Here is a 20588-nt window from a genome sequence, read left to right as displayed (position 1 = left end):
CGGGTGCACAGCGCTGCGGTGGCGTGTCACACTGTGACCCGTGTTGCGCTGGTTGACTGCAGGTGAATCCCATGGCCCGGCGCTTGTCGCCCTGCTCGAAGGCGTGCCCGCCGGGGTGCGGGTGACGAGCGATGACATCCGGCGTGATCTGGCCCGCCGCCGCCTCGGCTACGGCCGTGGCGCGCGCATGTCGTTCGAGCAGGACGAGGTCGAGATCGTCGGCGGGATCCGGCACGGGCTCACCCTGGGCAGCCCGGTCGCGATCCGCATCGGCAACTCCGAGTGGCCCAAGTGGCGCACGGTCATGTCCGCCGACCCGGTCGACCCGGCGGAGCTGGCGGCGCAGGCCCGCAATGCCGCGCTGACCCGGCCCCGACCCGGCCACGCCGACCTGGCCGGCATGCAGAAGTACGGGCACACCGACGCCCGCCCGATCCTGGAACGCGCCAGCGCCCGGGAGACCGCTGCCCGGGTGGCGGTGGGCGCGGTCGCCAAGGCGCTGGTCCGGCAGGCCGTCGGCGTGCAGATCGTCTCGCACGTCGTCGAACTGGGCTCGGTGGCGGCCAAGGCGGGCCTGGTCCCGGTGCCGGAGGACGCCGAGCGCATCGACGCGGACCCGCTGCGCTGCGTCGACCCGGAGGCCAGCGTGCGGATGGTCGCCGAGGTGGACGCGGCCAAGAAGGACGCCGACACGCTCGGCGGCATCGTCGAGGTGCTGGCATACGGCGTGCCGCCGGGTCTCGGCTCGCACGTGCAGTGGGACCGCAAGCTGGACGCCCGGCTGGCCACGGCGCTGATGTCCATCCAGTCCGTCAAGGGCGTCGAGATCGGCGACGGCTTCACCCAGGCCCGCTCCCGCGGCTCGGTCGCCCACGACGAGATCATCCCGACCCCCGAAGGGGTGCGCCGCGCCACCGACCGGGCCGGTGGCCTGGAAGGCGGCATCACCAACGGCGAGTACCTGCGGGTCCGGGCGGCCATGAAGCCGATCTCCTCGCTGAACCGCGCCCTGCAGACCGTCGACGTCGCCACCGGTGAGCCCGCCACGGCCATCAACCAGCGCTCCGACGTGTGTGCGGTCCCCGCCGGGGCGGTGGTCGCCGAGGCGATGGTGGCGCTGGTGCTCGCCGAGGCGGCCACGGAGAAGTTCGGCGGTGACTCCGTGCCGGAGATCCGCCGCAACCTCGCCGGGTACCTCGACGCTCTGCTGATCCGCTGATGGCGCCGGTCTGCGTGCTGGTCGGCCCGCCCGGCGCGGGCAAGTCCACGGTCGGTCAGGCCCTGGCGACCCTGCTAGGGGTGCCGTTCGCGGACACGGACGCGCTGATCGAGGCGACGGCGGGCAAGCCGATCCCGGACATCTTCGTCGAGGACGGCGAGCCCGCGTTCCGCGCGCTGGAGCGGGTCGCGGTGGCGGACGCCCTCGCGGGTTTCGAAGGGGTCCTCGCCCTCGGCGGCGGCGCGATCATGGACGACGGCACCCGGACCGCCCTGGCGGCGCACCGGGTGGTGTATCTGTCGGTGGAGCTCGGCGACGCCGTGAAGCGGGTCGGTCTGGGGGCCGGGCGTCCCATGCTCAGCGTCAACCCGCGGGCCACCCTGAAGTACCTGATGGATCAGCGCCGCCCGCTGTACGAGTCCGTGGCCACCCACACCGTGGCCACGGACGGCCGTACCCCGCAGGAGATCGCCGAACTGCTCGCCGCCCCACTCAGGAGCTGAGCCGGGCCTCCAGCCGCTCGATGCGCGTCACCAGCGGGTGCAGTTCCCGGCGTACCGCGGCCATCAGCGCATCCGTGTCCGGCGCGAGCCTGGGCTGGGCGCGCAGATGGGTGTATCCGGCGAGGGCCGCGGTGACCGTGCGGCGTACCGACCTGGCGTCCGCCCCGGCCGCGCGCAGCACCCGCCCGGCCGCGCCGTCGGGTTCCACGGCGAGGCCGATGAGCAGGTGTTCGCAGCCGACGTAGTTGTGGCCGAGCGCGGTGGCCTCGGCGACGGTCAATTCCAGGGCGGCCGCGGCGGGGTCGCTGAACCGGAGCCCGTCGCCGCTGCCGGGTTCCGTCGTGCGGTCCGGGGTCGCGAGCCGCGCCTGGTCGATCTCCATCGATGCGAGGATCCGCACGGCCAGGTTGCCGCCTTCGGCCAGGATGCCGTGGAGCAGGGCATCGGTGCCGACGCGGGGTGCGGCGGCGTCGCGGGCCCGGGTCACCGCGAGGGTGACCGCGGTCGCGGCGCGGTCGGTGAAGTGCGGCAGCCGCTCCCGCAGGTCGTCGGTGACGTCGTCGAGGGCGGTCCGCCGGATCGCGGTGATCCGCGTGACCGCGAGTTCCAGGGCGCGCTGGCACACCGCTGAGATCGGCACTCCGGCGTCGCGGACCGCGTCGGCCAGATCGTCGGGCAGGTACACGTTGATTTTCGGCATGCCGCAGTTATAACCCCTGTGCGGGTTATAAAGATATAACCCCATTGCTCACCACTAGGCTCGTCGTCAATGGACGATGTGACCCGAATCTCGGTGGCCGGTGAGCGGCCGTATGACGTACTTGTCGGTCGCGGGCTCGGGCCCGCCCTGGCACCACTGCTCGGCGGCGCGGTGCGCGCGGCCGTCCTGCACGCGCCACCGTTGCAGCGCCAGGCCGCGCAGCTGGCGGAGGAGCTGTCCGCGGCCGGGCTGCGGCCCAGCCTGCTGCCAGTGCCGGACGCCGAGGCCGGCAAGACCGTCGAGGTGGCCGCCCGCTGCTGGGACGCGCTGGGCGAGGCCGGCTTCACCCGTACCGATGTGGTGATCGGCGTGGGTGGGGGTGCGGTCACCGACCTCGCCGGTTTCGTCGCCGCGAGCTGGCTGCGCGGGGTGCGCTGGGTGCCCTGGTCGACCTCGCTGCTCGGCATGGTCGACGCGGCCGTGGGCGGCAAGACCGGCATCAACGTCGCTGCGGGCAAGAATCTCGTGGGGGCGTTCCACCCTCCGGCCGGGGTGCTCTGCGACCTCGACATGCTCGACACCCTCCCGGACGGCGACCTCGTGGCCGGACTGGCCGAGGTGGTCAAGTGCGGCTTCATCGCCGACCCCGCGATCCTCGAGGCGATCGAGGCCGATCCCGCCGCGGCCACCGATCCGCGCGCCCCGGTCGTCCAGGAGCTGGTCGAGCGCGCCATCCGGGTCAAGGCCGAGGTGGTCGGTGCGGACCTGCGCGAGTCCGGGCTCCGCGAGATCCTGAATTACGGGCACACCCTGGGTCACGCCATCGAGAAGCGGGAGGCGTACCGGTGGCGGCACGGGCACGCCGTGGCGGTCGGCTTGATCTTCGCGGCGGAGCTGTCCCGCCTCGCCGGGCGCCTCGACGACGCCACCGCCGCCCGCCACCGCGCGGTGCTCGACCTGCTGGGCCTGCCCACCGCGTACCCGGGGGACGCCTGGCCGCAGTTGCTCAGCGCGATGCGGGTGGACAAGAAGACCCGGGCCGACACGCTGCGTTTCGTCGTGCTCGACGGACTCGCCGAGCCGGGCATCCTCACCGGGCCCGACGAGGCGCTGCTGGCCAAGGCGTACGAGGCGGTGGCCCCGTGAGGCGGGTGCACGTGCTCAACGGGCCGAACCTGGGGCGGCTGGGCACCCGGCAGGTCGACGTCTACGGCGTCACCTCGTACGCGGACCTCGTCGCCATGTGCGAGGCGACCGGCGCCGAACTGGGCCTGGCCGTGCAGGTCCGGCAGACCGACGCCGAGCACGAGATGCTGGCCTGGCTGCACGCCGCCGCCGACGAGCAGGCTCCGGTGGTGCTCAATCCGGGGGCGTGGTCGCACTATTCGTACGCGGTCCGCGACGCCTGCGCCCTGCTGCGGGCCCCGCTGGTCGAGGTGCACATCTCCAACATCCACGCGCGGGAGGAGTTCCGGCACCACTCGGTGGTCTCCGCGGTCGCCACGGGCGTCATCGCGGGGCTCGGCGTCGACGGCTACCGGCTGGCGTTGCAGCACATCGCGCGGCGGCCCGATTCGTCGGGTGACACGCCGCGCCGGTAAACTTTTCGGGTCACTTCTATCGCGTCAAGATCAAGGCAGGCCATGGCCACTACGAACGACCTCAAGAACGGCCTCGTGCTCAACCTCGACGGCGAGCTCTGGGCCGTCGTCGAGTTCCAGCACGTCAAGCCGGGCAAGGGCGGTGCGTTCGTGCGCACGACGCTCAAGAACGTGCTCTCCGGCAAGGTGGTGGACAAGACCTTCAACGCGGGTACGAAGGTCGAGACGGCCACGGTCGACAAGCGCACGATGCAGTATCTGTACCAGGACGGCGACGACTACGTCTTCATGGACCTGGGCACGTTCGACCAGATCCACGTGCCCGGCGGCACCGTGGGCGAGGCGGCGAACTACCTGCTCCCCGAGGCCGAGGCGACCGTGGCGACCCATGAGGGTGTGCCGCTCTACATCGAGCTGCCCACCAGCGTCTTCCTCGAGGTGACCTACACCGAGCCGGGTCTGCAGGGCGACCGTTCGACCGGCGGCACCAAGCCGGCGACCGTGGAGACCGGCGCCACCGTCCAGGTGCCGCTGTTCATCTCCACCGGCGAAAAGATCAAGGTCGACACCCGCGACGGCCGTTACCTCGGCCGCAGCTGATGCCCGAGGCCCCCAAGCTGCAGATGCCCGCGCGTCGCAAGGCGCGCAAACGGGCGCTGGACGTCCTCTACGAGGCCGACCTGCGGGATCTGCCGCCGCGCCAGGTGCTCGCGGGCTATCTGGAGCGGATCGCCCAGCCCCACCCGGATCACCTGGCGTACACCATCGGCCTGGTCGAGGGGGTGGCCGAGCACCTGGACCGGATCGACGAGCTGATCGCCAGCTACGCCGAGGGCTGGACGCTGGCCCGGATGCCGGTGGTGGACCGCAATCTGGCCCGCATCGCGGTGTACGAGCTGCTGTACGTGCCCGAGATCGACGACCCGGTCGCGATCACCGAGGCGGTCGAGCTCGCGAAGCAGATGTCCACGGATGACAGCCCGCGCTTCCTCAACGGCATCCTCGGCCGCATCGCCGAGTTCGCGACCCGCTGACCTGCACATTGACGGCCCGGACCAGTTGGTCCGGGCCGTCGCTCTGTCTGCGCACGCCCCCGCGGAGTGCCGGGGCGCGGTCGCCATCCGGCTCCGCCGCCCACGGCGAGGTCTGGTTTCCCGGAAGTTGATGAGTTCGGGTGAGGAGCGGACCCGAATTCATCAAGATCTGCGGCAATCCCGATGCCCGCCGCGACGGTGGCCGCGGCGCGGCGGGCGTAGACAGCGGAGCCCGCGTCGCCGGAGTGGGCGACGCGGGCTCCGCTGGTGGGGGTTCGGTGCTCAGGAGGCGAAGAACGCCCGCGGGTCGGCGACCAGGACACCCTGCTCGGTCAGGCGCTCGATGAGGCCGGACGGCGAGATGTCGTAGACGATGGCCAGCGCGCGCAGGTCGTCGGCGCGGATGGACAGCACCCGCCCGTTGTAGTCACCGCGCTGCTGCTGTATCGCCCGGGCGTACCGCGCCACGTAGGCGAGGTCCTCGTTGGTGGTGTCGTACAGCTTCTCGAGGTCGAGAACGATCTTGTTGGTGGCTTCGAGCCGAACCCCGCTGCCGTCGGGCAGCAGCTCCGACACGGGGACGCGGTAGAAGTCGGCGAGCTCGGCCAGACGAGACACGGTGACCGCACGGTCGCCACGCTCGTACGAGCCCACGACGACGGCCTTCCAGCGGCCGTTCGACTTCTCTTCCACGCCCTGCAGGGACAGGCCCTGCTGCTGGCGGATGGAGCGCAGGCGGGCGCCCAACGACTTGGCGTACTCAGACGGCATACGGTCACTCCCAGTGCTGTGCTGGCCCGGAGGGTTCTTCCTCCCGCGGATCGCTACGCAGCGTGACGGTACGGAGTTTGCGATCCCGGGTCAAGTGTCGGTTACCGATGAGACGCGGGAGTCGCGTAACTTGACCACTTTAGCCCCTTTCCCCGGCGGGTAGGGCACGTCACGGTCCTGCACGCTGCGCACACTGGTAACGTGACGGCAGCCAGTGGGTCAACCCCTGTCCCGGGGTTCCCGCCAGACGTCCTTTAACGACCCGTCCCGTGAGGCGGGGAAGGAGGTCAGCCGTGGCATATCCACGTGCCGACATGACCGACAAGATCATTCTTTCCGGGGCTGATCTCCACCGAGTGGTGGATCGGATCGCCCATCAGATCCTCGAGAAGACCTCCGGTGCCACCGGCACGGTACTTCTCGGCATCCCGACCCGGGGCGTTCCGCTGGCCCACCGCCTGGCCGCCCGGATCCACGCCTTCGAAGGCGTCGACGTCCCGGTCGGCGCGCTCGACATCACGCTCTACCGCGACGACCTGCGCCTGCACGCCACCCGGGCACTCGGCAAGACCGAGCTGCCGCCCGGCGGCATCGACGGGCGCCGGGTCATCCTCGTCGACGACGTGCTCTTCTCCGGCCGTACGGTCCGGGCCGCGCTGGACGCACTCAGCGACATCGGGCGGCCCAGCTCGGTGCAGCTCGCCGTCCTGGTCGACCGCGGCCACCGCGAGCTGCCGATCCGGGCCGACTACGTCGGCAAGAACATCCCCACCGCCCGGTCCGAGAGCGTGCGCGTGGCGCTGGCCGAGACCGACGACGGTACGGACGAGGTCCGGCTGACCGGAGGCGACAAATGATCAAGCATCTGCGTTCGGCGGCCGACCTGGACGCCGGCACCGCCACGCTGATCCTGGACACCGCGGCGGAGATGGCCGCGCTGGCGGGCCGCGAGGTGAAGAAGCTGCCCACCCTGCGCGGGCGCACCGTGGTCAACCTCTTCTACGAGGACTCCACCCGGACCCGGATCTCGTTCGAGGCCGCGGCCAAGCGGCTGTCCGCGGACGTCATCAACTTCTCCGCCAAGGGCTCCAGCGTCAGCAAGGGGGAGAGCCTCAAGGACACCGCGCTGACCCTGCAGGCGATGGGGGCGGACGCGGTCGTCGTCCGGCACTCCGCCTCGGGCGCACCGCACCGGCTGGCCAACTGGGTCGACGGCTCGGTGGTCAACGCGGGCGACGGCACCCACGAGCACCCGACCCAGGCGCTGCTGGACGCGTACACGATGCGCTCGCGCCTCGGCCGGATCGCCGGGCTGCACGTGGTGATCGTCGGCGACGTGCTGCACAGCCGGGTGGCGCGCTCCAACGTGCTGCTGCTGTCCACGCTCGGCGCCAAGGTCACCCTGGTCGGCCCGCCCACGCTGATCCCGCTGGACATCGCGGCGGCGCTGGCCCCGGGCACGGAGGTGTCGTACGACCTCGACGCGGTACTGCCCACCGCGGACGTGGTGATGATGCTGCGCGTGCAGACCGAGCGGATGCAGGACTCCTTCTTCCCCTCGGCCCGCGAGTACTCCCGCCGGTACGGCCTGGACGCCACCCGCATGCACCGGCTCGGAGAGCACGCGATCGTCATGCACCCCGGTCCGATGAACCGCGGCATGGAGATCACCCCGGCGGTGGCCGACTCGCCCCGCTCCACCATCGTCGAACAGGTCACCAACGGCGTCAGCGTCCGGATGGCCGTTCTCTACCTGCTCCTGGGGGGAAGAAAATGACCGCGTACCTGATCAAGGGTGTCCGGGTTCTCGGCGGTGAGCCGCGCGACCTGCTGATCCGCGACGGGGTGATCGCCGACGGGGATGCCGCGGGCGCCGAGGTGATCGAGGCCGCCGGGCTGGTCGCCCTGCCGGGCCTGGTCGACCTGCACACCCACCTGCGCGAGCCCGGCCGCGAGGACGCCGAGACCGTCGAGACCGGCTCGCGGGCCGCGGCGCTGGGCGGCTACACCGCGGTCTGCGCGATGGCCAACACCTCCCCGGTCGCGGACACCGCGGGCGTCGTCGAGCAGGTGTGGCGGCTCGGCCACGAAGCCGGGCTGGTCGACGTGCAGCCGATCGGCGCGGTCACCGTCGGGCTGGCCGGCAAGCAGCTCGCCGAGCTGGGCGCGATGGCCGACTCCGCGGCCCGGGTGCGGATCTTCTCCGACGACGGCTTCTGCGTCGCCGACCCCCGGCTGATGCGCCGCGCCCTGGAGTACGTGAAGGCGTTCGACGGCATCATCGCCCAGCACGCCGAGGAGCCCCGGCTCACCGAGGGCGCGCAGATGCACGAGGGTGAGGTCTCCACCCGGCTCGGCCTGACCGGCTGGCCCGCGGTCGCCGAGGAGGCGATCATCGCCCGGGACGTGCTGCTGGCCGAGCACGTCGGCAGCCGCCTGCACGTCTGCCACGTCTCCACCGCGGGCAGCGTCGAGGTGCTGCGCCAGGCCAAGGCCCGCGGCGTGCAGGTCACCGCCGAGGTGACCCCGCACCACCTGCTGCTCACCGACGAGCTGGCCGCCAGCTACGACCCGGTGTACAAGGTCAACCCGCCGCTGCGTACCGCCGCCGACGTCGCCGCCCTGCGGGAGGCGCTGATCGACGGCGTGATCGACATCGTGGCCACCGACCACGCCCCGCACGCCGTGGAGGACAAGGAGTGCGAGTGGGGATACGCCCGCCCCGGCATGGTCGGCCTCGAAACCGCGCTGCCGGTCGTGCTCTCCGTCCTCGGTGAGCAGTGGGACCTCATCGCCGAACGCATGTCGCGGGCCCCGGCCCGGATCGCCGGGCTGGCCGGGCACGGCGGCGACCTCACGGTCGGTACTCCGGCCAATCTCACGCTGGTGGACCCGTCCGCCCGTCGGGTCGTCGACCCGGCCGGGCTGGCGAGCCGCAGCCGCAACACACCGTACGCGGGCACCACCCTGCCGGGTCGCATCGTCGCGACCTTCCTTCGGGGAGAGCCGACAGTCCTGGACGGGAAGGCGACCAAGTGACACCCACCCCTGCGATCCTCGTGCTCGAGGACGGCCGCACGTTCGCCGGTGAGGCGTACGGCGCGGTCGGTGAGACCTTCGGCGAGGCGGTCTTCACCACCGGCATGACCGGGTATCAGGAGACCCTGACCGACCCGTCGTACCACCGCCAGGTCGTGGTGCAGACGGCGCCGCAGATCGGCAACACCGGCGTCAACGACGAAGACGACGAGTCGGACCGGATCTGGGTGTCCGGCTACGTGGTCCGTGACCCGGCGCGCCGCGCCTCGAACTGGCGCGCCACCGGCGACCTCGGCGAGCGGCTGGCCGCCGAGGGCGTCGTCGGGATCAGCGGCGTCGACACCCGGGCGCTGACCCGGCACCTGCGCGAGCGCGGCGCGATGCGGGTCGGGGTGTCCAGCGTGGACACCGATCCGCAGGCGCTGCTGGCCAGGGTCCAGCAGTCGCCCGGCATGGTCGGCGCGGACCTGTCCGCCCAGGTGAGCACGCCCGAGCCGTACACGGTTCAGGCGGTGCGGGAGCACCGGTACACGATCGCCGCGCTGGATCTGGGCATCAAGCGCAACGTGTCCCGGCGCCTGGCTGAGCGCGGGGTCACCACCCATGTGCTGCCGTCCTCCTCCACCCTGGACGACCTGCTGGCGGTGAACCCGGACGCGGTGTTCTTCTCGCCCGGCCCCGGCGACCCCGCCACCGCGGACCACCCGGTCGAACTGGCCCGGGAGGTGATGCGCCGCCGCATCCCGCTGTTCGGCATCTGCTTCGGCAGCCAGATCCTCGGCCGCGCGCTCGGCTTCGGCACCTACAAGCTCGGGTACGGCCACCGCGGCATCAACCAGCCCGTGCTGGACCGCACCACCGGCAAGGTCGAGGTGACCAGCCACAACCACGGCTTCGCCGTCGACGCGCCGCTCGACACGGTGACCGACACCGAGTTCGGCGGCGTCGAAGTCAGTCACGTGTGCCTCAACGACAACGTGGTCGAAGGGCTGCGGGCGCTGGACGTGCCCGCGTTCACCGTCCAGTACCACCCCGAGGCGGCGGCCGGTCCCCATGACGCGGACTATCTGTTCGACCGCTTCGTCGAGCTCGTCGAGAAGAGGGCTGCCTGATGCCGAAGCGTACTGATCTGCGCCATGTCATGGTGATCGGCTCCGGGCCGATCGTCATCGGCCAGGCCTGCGAGTTCGACTACTCCGGCACCCAGGCGTGCCGGGTGCTGCGCGCCGAGGGGCTGCGGGTCTCGCTGGTGAACTCCAACCCGGCCACGATCATGACGGACCCGGAGTTCGCCGACGCCACGTACGTCGAGCCGATCACGCCGGAGTTCGTCGAGCTGGTCATCGCCCGGGAGCGCCCCGACGCGATCCTGCCCACCCTGGGCGGGCAGACCGCGCTGAACACCGCGGTCGCCCTGCACGAGAGCGGCGTGCTCGACAAGTACGGCGTCGAGCTGATCGGTGCCGACATCGACGCGATCCGCCGCGGCGAGGACCGGCAGATCTTCAAGGACATCGTGGCGAAGGCGGGCGGCGAGACCCCGCGCTCGCGGGTCTGCCACTCGATGGACGAGGTCCGCTCGACGGTGGCCGAGCTGGGCCTGCCGGTCGTGATCCGGCCCTCGTTCACCATGGGCGGGCTCGGCTCCGGCATGGCGCACACCGACGAGGACCTGGAACGCATCGCGGGCGCCGGGCTGGCCGCCTCCCCGGTGCACGAGGTGCTCATCGAGGAGAGCGTGCTCGGCTGGAAGGAGTACGAGCTCGAGCTGATGCGCGACAAGCACGACAACGTCGTGGTCGTCTGCTCGATCGAGAACATCGACCCGATGGGCGTGCACACCGGCGACAGCGTCACCGTGGCCCCCGCGATGACGCTGACCGACCGGGAGTACCAGCGCCTGCGCGACCTCGGCATCGCGGTGCTGCGCGAGGTCGGTGTGGACACCGGTGGCTGCAACATCCAGTTCGCGATCAACCCGGACAACGGCCGCCTGGTCGTCATCGAGATGAACCCGCGCGTCTCCCGCTCCTCGGCGCTCGCGTCGAAGGCCACCGGCTTCCCGATCGCGAAGATCGCCGCGAAGCTGGCCATCGGCTACACCCTGGACGAGATCCCCAACGACATCACCCTGAAGACCCCGGCGGCGTTCGAGCCCGCGCTGGACTACGTGGTGGTGAAGATCCCGCGGTTCGCGTTCGAGAAGTTCCCGGGCGCCGACCCGGAGCTGACCACCACGATGAAGTCCGTCGGCGAGGCGATGAGCCTGGGCCGCAACTTCGCCGAGGCGCTCAACAAGGCCATGCGCTCCCTGGAGACCAAGGCCGCCGGATTCTGGACGGTGCCGGATCCGACGGACTCGCTCGACGAGACGCTCGCCGCCCTGAGGGTGCCGCACGACGGGCGGCTGTACACCGTGGAGCGGGCACTGCGCCTGGGTGCCACGGTCGCGCAGGTGCACGAGGCCAGCGGCCGCATCGACCCGTGGTTCCTGGAGGAGATCGCGGCGCTGGTGGAACTGCGCGCCGAGATCCTCGCCGCCGCGGTGCTCGACGAGGACCTGCTGCGCCGGGCCAAGCGGTCCGGGCTGTCGGACCGCCAGCTGGCCGCGCTGCGCCCCGAGCTCGCGGGCGAGGACGGGGTCCGCACGCTGCGGCACCGCCTCGGCGTACGCCCGGTGTACAAGACCGTCGACACGTGCGCGGCCGAGTTCGCCGCGAACACGCCCTACCACTACTCGTCATACGACTCCGAGACCGAGGTGGCGCCGTCGGACCGGCCCAAGGTCCTCATCCTGGGGTCGGGGCCGAACCGGATCGGGCAGGGCATCGAGTTCGACTACTCGTGCGTGCACGCGGTCCAGGCCCTCAAGGGCGAGTACGAGACCGTCATGGTCAACTGCAACCCGGAGACGGTCTCCACCGACTACGACACCGCGGACCGGCTGTACTTCGAGCCGCTGACCTTCGAGGACGTCCTCGAGGTGGTGCACGCCGAGGACTCCTCCGGTAAGGCCGCCGGCGGCCCGGGCGTGGTCGGGGTGGTCGTGCAGCTCGGCGGGCAGACCCCGCTGGGGCTGGCGCGCCGCCTCAAGGCCGCCGGGGTGCCCATCGTCGGCACCTCCCCGGAGTCGATCGACCTGGCCGAGGACCGGGGCGCGTTCGGCGCGGTGCTGGCCACGGCCGGGCTGAACTCGCCGGACCACGGCACCGCCACCAGCTTCGCGCAGGCCAAGGCGATCGCGGACAACATCGGCTACCCCGTGCTGGTGCGGCCGTCGTACGTGCTCGGCGGCCGCGGCATGGAGATAGTGTGCGACGAGCCCACGCTGGCGGCGTACATCGAGCGGGCCACCGAGATCTCCCCGGACCACCCCGTGCTGGTGGACCGGTTCCTCGACGACGCCATCGAGATCGACGTGGACGCGCTCTGCGATGCCACCGGCGAGGTGTACCTCGGCGGCGTGATGGAGCACATCGAGGAGGCCGGTATCCACTCCGGCGACTCGTCGTGCTCGCTGCCGCCGGTGACCCTGGCCGGGGCACACCTGGCCGAGGTACGTCGCTACACCGAGGCGATCGCCCGCGGCGTGGGTGTGCGCGGCCTGCTCAACGTCCAGTACGCCCTCAAGGACGACACCCTGTACGTGCTGGAGGCCAACCCGCGGGCCTCCCGTACGGTGCCGTTCGTCTCGAAGGCGACCGCGGTGCCGCTGGCCAAGGCGGCCGCCCGGATCATGCTGGGCGCCACGATCGCGCAACTGCGCGCCGAGGGCGTGCTGCTGGCCGACAGCGACGGCGGGGAGACCCCGCCCGGGGCGCCGATCGCGGTCAAGGAGGCGGTGCTGCCGTTCAAGCGGTTCCGCACCCCGGCCGGGCACGGCGTGGACAGCCTGCTCGGGCCGGAGATGAAGTCGACCGGCGAGGTGATGGGCATCGACCCGGGCTTCGGCCCGGCGTTCGCCAAGAGCCAGGCCGCCGCGTACGGTTCGCTGCCCACCAGCGGCAAGGTGTTCGTCTCGGTGGCCAACCGGGACAAGCGCTCGATGATCTTCCCGGTGAAGCGCCTCGCCGACCTGGGCTTCACGATCGTCAGCACCGCCGGGACGGGCGAGGTGCTGCGGCGCCACGGCATCGAGTGCGAGATCGTGCCGAAGCACTTCGAGAGCCTGGGCAAGAACGCGGTCGAGCTGATCCTCGCCGGGGAGATCGCCCTGGTCATCAACACCCCGCAGGGCTCCGGGGCGAGCGCCCGCGCCGACGGGTACGAGATCCGCAGCGCGGCGGTGGTCGCGGACATCCCGAGCATCACCACGGTGCCCGGCGTGGCCGCCGCGGTGATGGGCATCGAGGCACTGATGCGCGGCGACATGACCGTGCGCCCCCTGCAGGAACTGCACGCCTCCCTGCGGAGCGCCGGGTGAGCGCTTTCGAGCGGCTCGTACGCCCGGTGCTGTTCCGGGTGGGCGGCGGGGACGCCGAGGCGGCGCACGAGTTCACCCTGCGGCGGCTGGCCGCCCTGAGTGGACAGCAGCGCAGCCTGGCGCTGCTGCGCCGCCGGTACGCGGTGACCGCCCCGGTCGAGGCGTTCGGGGTGCGCTTCCCCAACCCGGTCGGGCTGGCCGCGGGCATGGACAAGAACGGCGTCGCGCTGCCCGCCTGGCCCGCGCTCGGCTTCGGCTTCGTCGAGGTGGGCACGGTGACCGCGCACGCCCAGCCGGGCAACGACCGGCCACGGCTGTTCCGGCTGCGCGACAGCGAGGCGATCATCAACCGGATGGGCTTCAACAACGCCGGTGCCGCCGCGCTGGCCCAGCGGCTGGCCGACCTTGGCCCGCTGCCGGTGCCGCTGGGGATCTCGCTGGGCAAGTCCAAGGTGACCCCTCTCGAGGAGGCGGTCGAGGACTACCTGACCTCGTACAACCTGCTCCGCCCGTACGCGGACTACATCGCGGTCAACGTTTCCTCGCCCAACACCCCGGGCCTGCGCGCGCTGCAGGACCGGGCGGCGCTGGCGTCGCTGCTGGGCGCGCTGGTCGGCAAGACCCCGGTGCTGGTGAAGATCGCCCCCGATCTCAGTGAGTCCGCCATCGCGGAGGTGCTGGAGGTGTGCCTGTCCACGGGCACCTCCGGGGTGATCGCCACGAACACGACCCTGGCCCGTGACGGGCTGGCCCCGGCCGACCAGCCGCGGGCCGGGGAGGCCGGCGGGCTGTCCGGGCGGCCGCTCACCGAACGGTCCCGCAAGATCGTGGAGTTCGTGCACACCGAGACCGGCGGCACCCTGCCGGTCATCGGGGTGGGCGGGATACTCGACCCGGACGACGCGGCGCGGCTGTTCGACGCCGGTGCCTCGCTGGTGCAGCTCTACACCGGTTTCGTCTACCGCGGCCCGGGCCTGGTCCGCGCGGTGGCCCGCGCCGCCGCCGCGGCCGGGGAACGAGCCCGGCCGTGACTGGTGGCCCGCCCGGCCTCCCCGGACCGTCCGGTTTCTCCGACGCCGCCGAGGCCGGGCCGGGCCGCGAAGCCGGGCGGCTGCTCCAGCTCGACCGGGCGCACGTCTGGCATCCCTACGGGCCGATGCCGGGGCGCTCCGATCCGTACGTGGTGGACAGTGCCGCCGGCGTGCGCCTGCGCCTGGCCGACGGCCGGGAACTGGTCGACGGGATGTCGTCGTGGTGGGCCGCCATCCACGGCTACCGGCACCCGGCGCTGGACGCCGCTCTGATCGAGCAGAGCGGCCGGATGAGCCATGTCATGTTCGGCGGGCTCACCCACGCCCCGGCGGTCGAGCTGGCCGCCACGCTGGTCGAGCTGACCCCCGACGGCCTGGAGCACGTCTTCCTCTGCGACTCCGGATCCGTGGGGGTCGAGGTGGCCATCAAGATGGCGTTGCAGGCGCAGCGCTTCCGGCACGGGCCGCAACGGCACCGGCTGGCCACCTGGCGCGGCGGCTACCACGGTGACACGTTCCATCCGATGAGCGTCTGCGACCCGGTCGGCGGCATGCACCAGCTGTGGACCGGGGTGCTGCCCCGGCAGGTCTTCGCGGCGCCACCGCCGGCCGAGTTCGACCAGGGGTACGCCGACGAGCTGGCCGCGACGATCGCGCGGCACGCGGACGAGCTGGCCGCGGTCATCGTGGAGCCGCTGGTGCAGGGGGCGGGCGGGATGCGGTTCCACCACCCCGGGTATCTGCGGGTGCTGCGCGAGGTGACCCGGGCACACGACATCCTGCTGATCTTCGACGAGATCGCCACCGGCTTCGGGCGCACCGGGGCGCTGTTCGCGGCCGAACACGCCGGGGTGAGCCCGGACATCATGTGCCTGGGCAAGGCGCTGACCGGCGGCTATCTGACCCTGGCCGCGACGCTGTGCACCACGGAGGTCGCCACGGCCGTCTCGGCGGGCGAGGGCGGCGGCCTGGCGCACGGGCCCACGTTCATGGGCAACCCCCTGGCCTGTGCGGTCGCCAATGCCTCCCTCGGCCTGCTGCGGGCCACGGACTGGGCCGGCGCGGTACGGCGCATCGAGGCGGGCCTGGCGGCCGGGCTGGAGCCGCTGCGCGGCGCTGCAGGGGTCGCCGACGTCCGGGTGTTCGGCGCGATCGGCGTGGTCCAGCTCGACCACGACGTCGACGTCGCGAAGGCCACGGCGGCGGCGGTCGCCGAGGGCGTGTGGCTGCGCCCGTTCCGGGACCTGATCTACACCATGCCCCCCTACGTGACGGACGACGCTGACGTCGCCCGCATTACCGCGGCGATCACCGCCGCGGTGGCAGCCACCTGACAGAAGGAGTGATTCGACTCGATGGAGAGCTTCGGAACCCGGCTGAGCCGGGCGGTCACGCAGCGCGGTCCCCTCTGTGTGGGCATCGATCCGCACGCCGCGTTGCTCGACCGGTGGGGTCTGCCGGACGACGTCGCCGGCCTGGAACGCTTCGCCCGTACGGTGGTCGACGCACTGGCCGATCGGGTCGCCGTTCTGAAGCCACAGTCGGCGTTCTTCGAGAGATTTGGGTCACGTGGCGTGGCCGTTCTTGAGTCAACTATCCGACAGTCCCGCGAGGCCGGCGCGCTTGTGCTGCTCGACGTGAAGCGTGGCGACATCGGCTCGACGATGGCCGCGTACGCCGACGCGTACCTCAATCCGGCGAGTCCGCTGAGTGCGGACGCGATTACTGTGAGTCCCTATCTCGGAGTGGGCTCGTTGCAGCCGGCATTCGACCTCGCGGCCACGCACGGCGCCGGAGTCTTCGTCCTGGCGCTGACGTCCAATCCGGAGGGACCGGCCGTCCAGCACGCAGTCGCGGCCGACGGCCGGACCGTCGCGCAAACCGTCATCGACGAGATTTCGCAGGTCAACGCGGGTGCGGATCCGCTCGGCAGCCTCGGTCTGGTGGTCGGCGCGACGATCGGCGAAACCGGTCACGACCTGTCCAAGGTGAACGGGCCGCTGCTCGCCCCGGGCCTCGGAGCGCAGGGCGCGACCCCCGCGGACCTCCGCGCGGTCTTCGGCGAAAGCGTGCGGAACGTGCTGCCGTCGTACTCGCGGGAAGTGCTCGGCGCGGGACCGTCCGTGGCCGATCTGCGGGCCGCGGCGGCCCGCGCGACGGCGGATTGCCGGGCCGCGCTCGGGTGAAATTGAGCCGCCTAGCAGGTCCCGCCCGAACCGGTCGGGGGGTACCCCCACGTTGCCGAAACCGTCGTTGACCGCTAGTTTTCCCGGCGCCGGGAACCACATGCCCCTTTGGTTCCATGGCACACCACGTTTCACAGAAGCGCCGGTATTGGAGTACCGCCGCATAGGGACCTGAGGAGAACTGGTGCCGCTCCCGTCACTGAGCCCCGAGCAGCGTGCAGCCGCGCTGGAGAAGGCCGCGGAGATTCGCAAGGCCCGGGCCGAGCTCAAGGAACAGCTCAAGTCTGGCAAGACCACCCTCGCCGCCGTACTGGAGCGGGCCGAGGGCGACGACGTCGTCGGCAAGCTGAAGGTCTCGGCCGTGCTGCAGGCGCTGCCGGGAATTGGCAAGATCCGGGCCACCCAGATCATGGAGAAGCTCAAGATCGCCGACAGCCGTCGCCTCCGTGGCCTCGGCGAGCAGCAGCGCAAGGCCCTCCTGGGGGAGTTCGCTGCGAACTGACTCATCGGCTCGTGTAGGAATGAGCCGTGAGCATGGATGACGAAGCGCGCCCGGCAGCCCGTCTCACCGTCCTGTCCGGCCCCTCCGGGGTCGGCAAGGACAGCGTGATCGAGCTGATCCGGGCGCGCTCGCCATGGATCAAGCTGTCGGTGTCGGTGACGACCCGCAAGAAGCGCGACTACGAGACCGACGGTGAGCACTATCACTTCGTGACCCGTTCGGAGTTCCAGCGGCTGATCGACGGCGACCAGCTGCTCGAGTGGGCAGAGTTCGCGGGCAACCTCTACGGCACCCCCCGGGCGCAGGTGGAGGGCTGGCTCGCCCAGGGCCGCCCGGTACTGCTGAAGATCGACCTGCAGGGCGCCCGCCAGGTCCGCGCCGCGATGGCGGACGCGCAGCTGGTCTTCCTCGCCCCGCCCAGCGTCGAGGAGCTGCAGCGCCGGCTGATCGGCCGGGGCACGGACGACGAAGAGACGATCAAGCGTCGGCTGGCCCACGCCGACGAGGAGCTGGCGGCGGAGACCGAATTCGACCGAACGGTGGTCAACGACTTCGTCGAGCGCGCCGCGGACGAACTGGTAGGATTGCTCGGTTCGTCATTCCTGACGCCCGCTCAAGCCCCTGAGGTTTGACCTCCTGGGGTCTGGGCAACTTCGAGGCCCATCAGCTCCCGACCACTGAGGATTTCACCACCGTGGCAACCATCGCCAACCCCGAAGGCATCACCAACCCGCCGATCGACGAGCTGCTCGACAAGACCTCGTCGAAGTACTCGCTGGTGATCTTCGCGGCCAAGCGCGCCCGCCAGGTCAACGCCTACTACAGCCAGCTCGGTGAGGGCCTGCTGGAGTACGTCGGCCCGCTGGTGGAGACCACCCCGCAGGAGAAGCCGCTGTCGATCGCCCTCCGGGAGATCAACGCCGGCCTGCTGACGGCTGAGGCCACCGACCAGCCCTGACCCGCACGCCGGGTCCCGGCCGTTACCGCACGACCAGGATCCATGGACCCGCGTCCCGCACCGGGGCGCGGGTTTCGTCGTCTCCCGGGGGAGAGTTCATGACCGAGGTCGTGCTCGGCGTCTGCGGCGGCATCGCCGCGTACAAGGCGTGTGAGCTGCTGCGGCTGTTCACCGAGTCCGGGCACGGGGTGCGGGTGGTGCCCACCGCGTCCGCGCTGAAGTTCGTCGGCGCCCCCACCTGGGCTGCGCTGTCCGGCCGTCCCGCCACGACCGAGGTGTGGGACGACGCCCACGAGGTGCCGCACGTGCGCATCGGCCGCCACGCCGAGCTGGTCGTCGTGGCCCCCGCCACCGCCGACCTGCTGGCCAAGGCCGCCCACGGCATCGCCGACGACCTGCTCACCAACACCCTGCTCACCGCCACCTGCCCGGTGGTCTACGCCCCCGCCATGCACACCGAGATGTGGGAGAACCCGGCGACGGTCGCCAACGTGGCGCTGCTGCGCTCGCGCGGCGCCGTGGTGATCGAGCCCGCGGTGGGGCGGCTCACCGGCGCAGACACCGGCAAGGGCCGCTTGCCCGAGCCCGAGGAGATCTTCGCGATCGCCCGCCGCGCGCTGCGCGGGGTCCGGCCGGATCTGGCCGGGCGGCACGTGGTGGTCACCGCCGGGGGAACCCGCGAGCCGCTGGACCCGGTCCGATTCCTCGGTAACCGCTCCTCCGGCAAGCAGGGCTACGCGCTGGCGCGTACCGCGGTGGCCCGGGGAGCGCGCGTCACGCTGGTCGCCGCGAACGTCGCCCTGCCCACCCCGGCCGGTGCCGACCTCGTCGAGGTCGGCACGACCGAGGAGCTGCGCAAGGCGGTGCTGGAGGCGGCCGCCGGGGCGGACGCGGTGGTGATGGCCGCCGCGCCGGCGGACTTCCGCCCCGCCACGGTCGCCGACCGAAAGATCAAAAAGTCCGATTCGGGTACGCCGCCCACGATCGAACTGGTCACCAACCCGGACATCGCCGCCGAACTGGGCGCCGCCAAACGCCCTGGTCAGGTGCTGGTCGCGTTCGCCGCGGAGACGCACGACGCGCTGGACAACGCCCGGGCCAAGCTCGCCAAGAAACGCGCTGACCTGATCGTCGTTAACGAGGTGGGCGTCGACCGCGTCTTCGGCGCCGAGTCGAACACGGTCACCCTCGTGGGCGCCGACGGAACTCTCGTCGAACTCGGCGAACTACCGAAAGACGATGTGTCGGATGCGATATGGGACGCGGTGCTCACGCGCCTCCCGCCGCAGGTCGCCGACGATGGGACAGCATGACGTACGCCTCGCGGAGGTGACTACACTTCCGCGCAACGAACTACTCGACACCCTGAGGAGCACCGTGGCACGCCGCCTGTTCACCTCCGAGTCGGTCACGGAAGGCCACCCGGACAAGATCGCTGACCAGATCAGCGACGGTATTCTCGACGCCCTGCTGCGGCAGGACCCCCGCAGCCGCGTAGCCGTGGAGACGCTGATCACCACCGGCCAGGTGCACGTCGCCGGTGAGGTCACGACTCAGGCGTACGCCGACATCCCGGCGATCGTGCGCGACACCATCCTCGGGATCGGGTACGACTCGTCGAAGAAGGGCTTCGACGGGGCGTCCTGCGGCGTCAGCGTCTCCATCGGTGCCCAGTCGCCGGACATCGCCCAGGGCGTGGACTCGGCGATCGAGCTGCGCAAGGGCGACTCCGAGCACGTGCTGGACGCCCAGGGTGCGGGTGACCAGGGCATGATGTTCGGCTTCGCGTGCTCCGAGACGCCCGAGCTGATGCCGCTGCCGATCGCCCTCGCGCACCGGCTGGCCCGCCGGCTGTCGGCCGCCCGCAAGGACGGCACGATCCCGTACCTGCGTCCCGACGGCAAGACCCAGGTCACGATCGAGTACGACGGGCTGCGCCCGGTGCGCCTCGACACGGTCGTCGTGTCGTCGCAGCACGCCGCGGACATCTCGCTGGAGTCGCTGCTCACCCCGGATGTCCGCGAGCACGTGATCGCGCCCGAGCTGGAGATCCTGGGCCTGGACACCGAGGGCTACCGGCTGCTGGTCAACCCGACCGGCCGGTTCGAGATCGGTGGCCCGATGGGCGACGCGGGCCTGACCGGCCGCAAGATCATCGTCGACACGTACGGCGGGTACGCCCGCCACGGCGGCGGCGCGTTCTCCGGCAAGGACCCGTCCAAGGTGGACCGCTCCGCCGCGTACGCGATGCGCTGGGTGGCGAAGAACGTGGTGGCCGCGGGCCTGGCCGAGCGGTGCGAGACGCAGGTCGCGTACGCGATCGGCAAGGCGCACCCGGTGAGCCTGTTCGTGGAGACCTTCGGCACGGAGAACGTGCCTGTGGAGCGCATCGAGAAGGCGATCAAGGAGGTCTTCGACCTGCGCCCCGCCGCGATCATCCGCGACCTGGACCTGCTGCGCCCGATCTACCAGCAGACCGCCGCGTACGGTCACTTCGGCCGGGAGCTGCCGGAGCTGCTGTGGGAGAGCACCGACCGCGCCCAGGACCTCAAGGCCGCCGCGGCCTGACGGAACTTGTCGGTGTCACCCGGCAGGATGGTCGGGTGACACCACCGAGCAGC

Annotated in this window: 21 protein-coding genes; 19 read left to right on the top strand and 2 right to left on the bottom strand. The window is 71.5% G+C overall.

Translation table 11 applies throughout. The features are described 5' to 3' along the window. Positions 1-40 precede the first annotated feature (40 nt). Complete coding sequence (gene aroC / locus ACMCNO_RS24100; protein ID WP_412751714.1) at positions 41-1219, top strand: chorismate synthase; 1179 nt, start codon at positions 41-43, stop codon at positions 1217-1219. Next, positions 1219-1722: a shikimate kinase gene (locus ACMCNO_RS24095; RefSeq protein WP_412751713.1), complete on the top strand. Its 504-nt coding sequence runs from the start codon at positions 1219-1221 to the stop codon at positions 1720-1722. Before aroC ends, ACMCNO_RS24095 begins: the two co-directional genes overlap by 1 nt. Here ACMCNO_RS24095 and ACMCNO_RS24090 read toward each other — a convergent pair. Next, a complete protein-coding gene (locus tag ACMCNO_RS24090; protein WP_412751712.1) occupies positions 1712-2422 on the bottom strand; it encodes a Clp protease N-terminal domain-containing protein in 711 nt (236 codons plus the stop codon). The genes ACMCNO_RS24095 and ACMCNO_RS24090 overlap by 11 nt on opposite strands. 69 nt (positions 2423-2491) lie before the next feature. Here ACMCNO_RS24090 and aroB point away from each other — a divergent pair, with 69 nt between their 5' ends. Genes aroB through nusB form a run of 4 tightly spaced genes read left to right on the top strand, consistent with a single transcriptional unit; the run spans position 2492 to position 5057 of the window. Continuing rightward, entirely contained in the window at positions 2492-3568 is a 1077-nt protein-coding gene (aroB, locus tag ACMCNO_RS24085; RefSeq protein WP_412751711.1) for a 3-dehydroquinate synthase, read from the top strand. After that, the gene (aroQ, locus tag ACMCNO_RS24080; RefSeq protein WP_412751710.1) at positions 3565-4023 is read left to right on the top strand and encodes a type II 3-dehydroquinate dehydratase; all 459 of its coding nucleotides are present in this window, start codon (positions 3565-3567) and stop codon (positions 4021-4023) included. The genes aroB and aroQ overlap by 4 nt, the downstream gene beginning before the upstream one ends. A 42-nt stretch (positions 4024-4065) precedes the next feature. After that, a complete protein-coding gene (efp, locus tag ACMCNO_RS24075; RefSeq protein ID WP_412745911.1) occupies positions 4066-4623 on the top strand; it encodes an elongation factor P in 558 nt (185 codons plus the stop codon). 23 nt (positions 4624-4646) lie between these two features. Continuing rightward, positions 4647-5057 (top strand): transcription antitermination factor NusB, encoded by a 411-nt coding sequence (gene nusB / locus ACMCNO_RS24070; RefSeq protein WP_412753796.1) that lies wholly within the window; start codon positions 4647-4649, stop codon positions 5055-5057. 282 nt (positions 5058-5339) lie between these two features. Here nusB and ACMCNO_RS24065 read toward each other — a convergent pair whose 3' ends face one another. After that, positions 5340-5828, bottom strand: coding sequence for a transcriptional regulator (locus ACMCNO_RS24065; RefSeq protein ID WP_412736173.1), 489 nt, complete (start codon positions 5826-5828; stop codon positions 5340-5342). Positions 5829-6142: 314 nt separating this feature from the next. Between ACMCNO_RS24065 and pyrR the strand changes: the two genes are divergently transcribed. From pyrR to metK, 13 genes are all read left to right on the top strand, one after another. Then, entirely contained in the window at positions 6143-6685 is a 543-nt protein-coding gene (gene pyrR, locus ACMCNO_RS24060) for a bifunctional pyr operon transcriptional regulator/uracil phosphoribosyltransferase PyrR (RefSeq protein ID WP_412753795.1), read from the top strand. Then, positions 6682-7605 (top strand): aspartate carbamoyltransferase catalytic subunit, encoded by a 924-nt coding sequence (locus ACMCNO_RS24055; protein ID WP_412751709.1) that lies wholly within the window; start codon positions 6682-6684, stop codon positions 7603-7605. The genes pyrR and ACMCNO_RS24055 overlap by 4 nt, the downstream gene beginning before the upstream one ends. Further along, positions 7602-8867, top strand: a complete 1266-nt coding sequence (locus ACMCNO_RS24050; RefSeq protein ID WP_412751708.1) for a dihydroorotase — start codon at positions 7602-7604, stop codon at positions 8865-8867. The genes ACMCNO_RS24055 and ACMCNO_RS24050 overlap by 4 nt, the downstream gene beginning before the upstream one ends. Further along, complete coding sequence (gene carA, locus ACMCNO_RS24045) at positions 8864-9979, top strand: glutamine-hydrolyzing carbamoyl-phosphate synthase small subunit (RefSeq protein WP_412751707.1); 1116 nt, start codon at positions 8864-8866, stop codon at positions 9977-9979. Before ACMCNO_RS24050 ends, carA begins: the two co-directional genes overlap by 4 nt. Beyond that, complete coding sequence (gene carB, locus ACMCNO_RS24040; protein ID WP_412751706.1) at positions 9979-13290, top strand: carbamoyl-phosphate synthase large subunit; 3312 nt, start codon at positions 9979-9981, stop codon at positions 13288-13290. Before carA ends, carB begins: the two co-directional genes overlap by 1 nt. After that, positions 13287-14321 carry a quinone-dependent dihydroorotate dehydrogenase gene (locus tag ACMCNO_RS24035; protein WP_412751705.1) on the top strand — a complete coding sequence of 345 codons (1035 nt, stop codon included), beginning with the start codon at positions 13287-13289 and terminating at the stop codon, positions 14319-14321. The genes carB and ACMCNO_RS24035 overlap by 4 nt, the downstream gene beginning before the upstream one ends. Positions 14322-14401: 80 nt before the next feature. Next, positions 14402-15655, top strand: coding sequence for an adenosylmethionine--8-amino-7-oxononanoate transaminase (locus ACMCNO_RS24030; RefSeq protein ID WP_412753794.1), 1254 nt, complete (start codon positions 14402-14404; stop codon positions 15653-15655). Between the two features lie 21 nt (positions 15656-15676). Next, the gene (gene pyrF / locus ACMCNO_RS24025; protein ID WP_412751704.1) at positions 15677-16507 is read left to right on the top strand and encodes an orotidine-5'-phosphate decarboxylase; all 831 of its coding nucleotides are present in this window, start codon (positions 15677-15679) and stop codon (positions 16505-16507) included. A gap of 184 nt (positions 16508-16691) precedes the next feature. Further along, positions 16692-17009: an integration host factor, actinobacterial type gene (mihF, locus tag ACMCNO_RS24020; RefSeq protein WP_130508107.1), complete on the top strand. Its 318-nt coding sequence runs from the start codon at positions 16692-16694 to the stop codon at positions 17007-17009. Between the two features lie 32 nt (positions 17010-17041). After that, a complete protein-coding gene (gene gmk / locus ACMCNO_RS24015) occupies positions 17042-17641 on the top strand; it encodes a guanylate kinase (protein WP_412751703.1) in 600 nt (199 codons plus the stop codon). Positions 17642-17703: 62 nt separating this feature from the next. Continuing rightward, positions 17704-17967, top strand: a complete 264-nt coding sequence (rpoZ, locus tag ACMCNO_RS24010) for a DNA-directed RNA polymerase subunit omega (protein WP_130508105.1) — start codon at positions 17704-17706, stop codon at positions 17965-17967. 98 nt (positions 17968-18065) lie between these two features. Beyond that, positions 18066-19280 carry a bifunctional phosphopantothenoylcysteine decarboxylase/phosphopantothenate--cysteine ligase CoaBC gene (coaBC, locus tag ACMCNO_RS24005; RefSeq protein ID WP_412751702.1) on the top strand — a complete coding sequence of 405 codons (1215 nt, stop codon included), beginning with the start codon at positions 18066-18068 and terminating at the stop codon, positions 19278-19280. Between the two features lie 64 nt (positions 19281-19344). Continuing rightward, positions 19345-20535, top strand: a complete 1191-nt coding sequence (metK, locus tag ACMCNO_RS24000) for a methionine adenosyltransferase (protein ID WP_412753793.1) — start codon at positions 19345-19347, stop codon at positions 20533-20535. The last annotated feature ends 53 nt before the right edge of the window (positions 20536-20588 follow it).

The organism is Krasilnikovia sp. M28-CT-15, from assembly GCF_047159595.1.
Taxonomy (GTDB): Bacteria; Actinomycetota; Actinomycetes; order Mycobacteriales; family Micromonosporaceae; genus Actinoplanes.
Note: the sequence above shows the minus strand (reverse complement) of the source record. Positions and strands in the feature narration are given on the sequence as shown.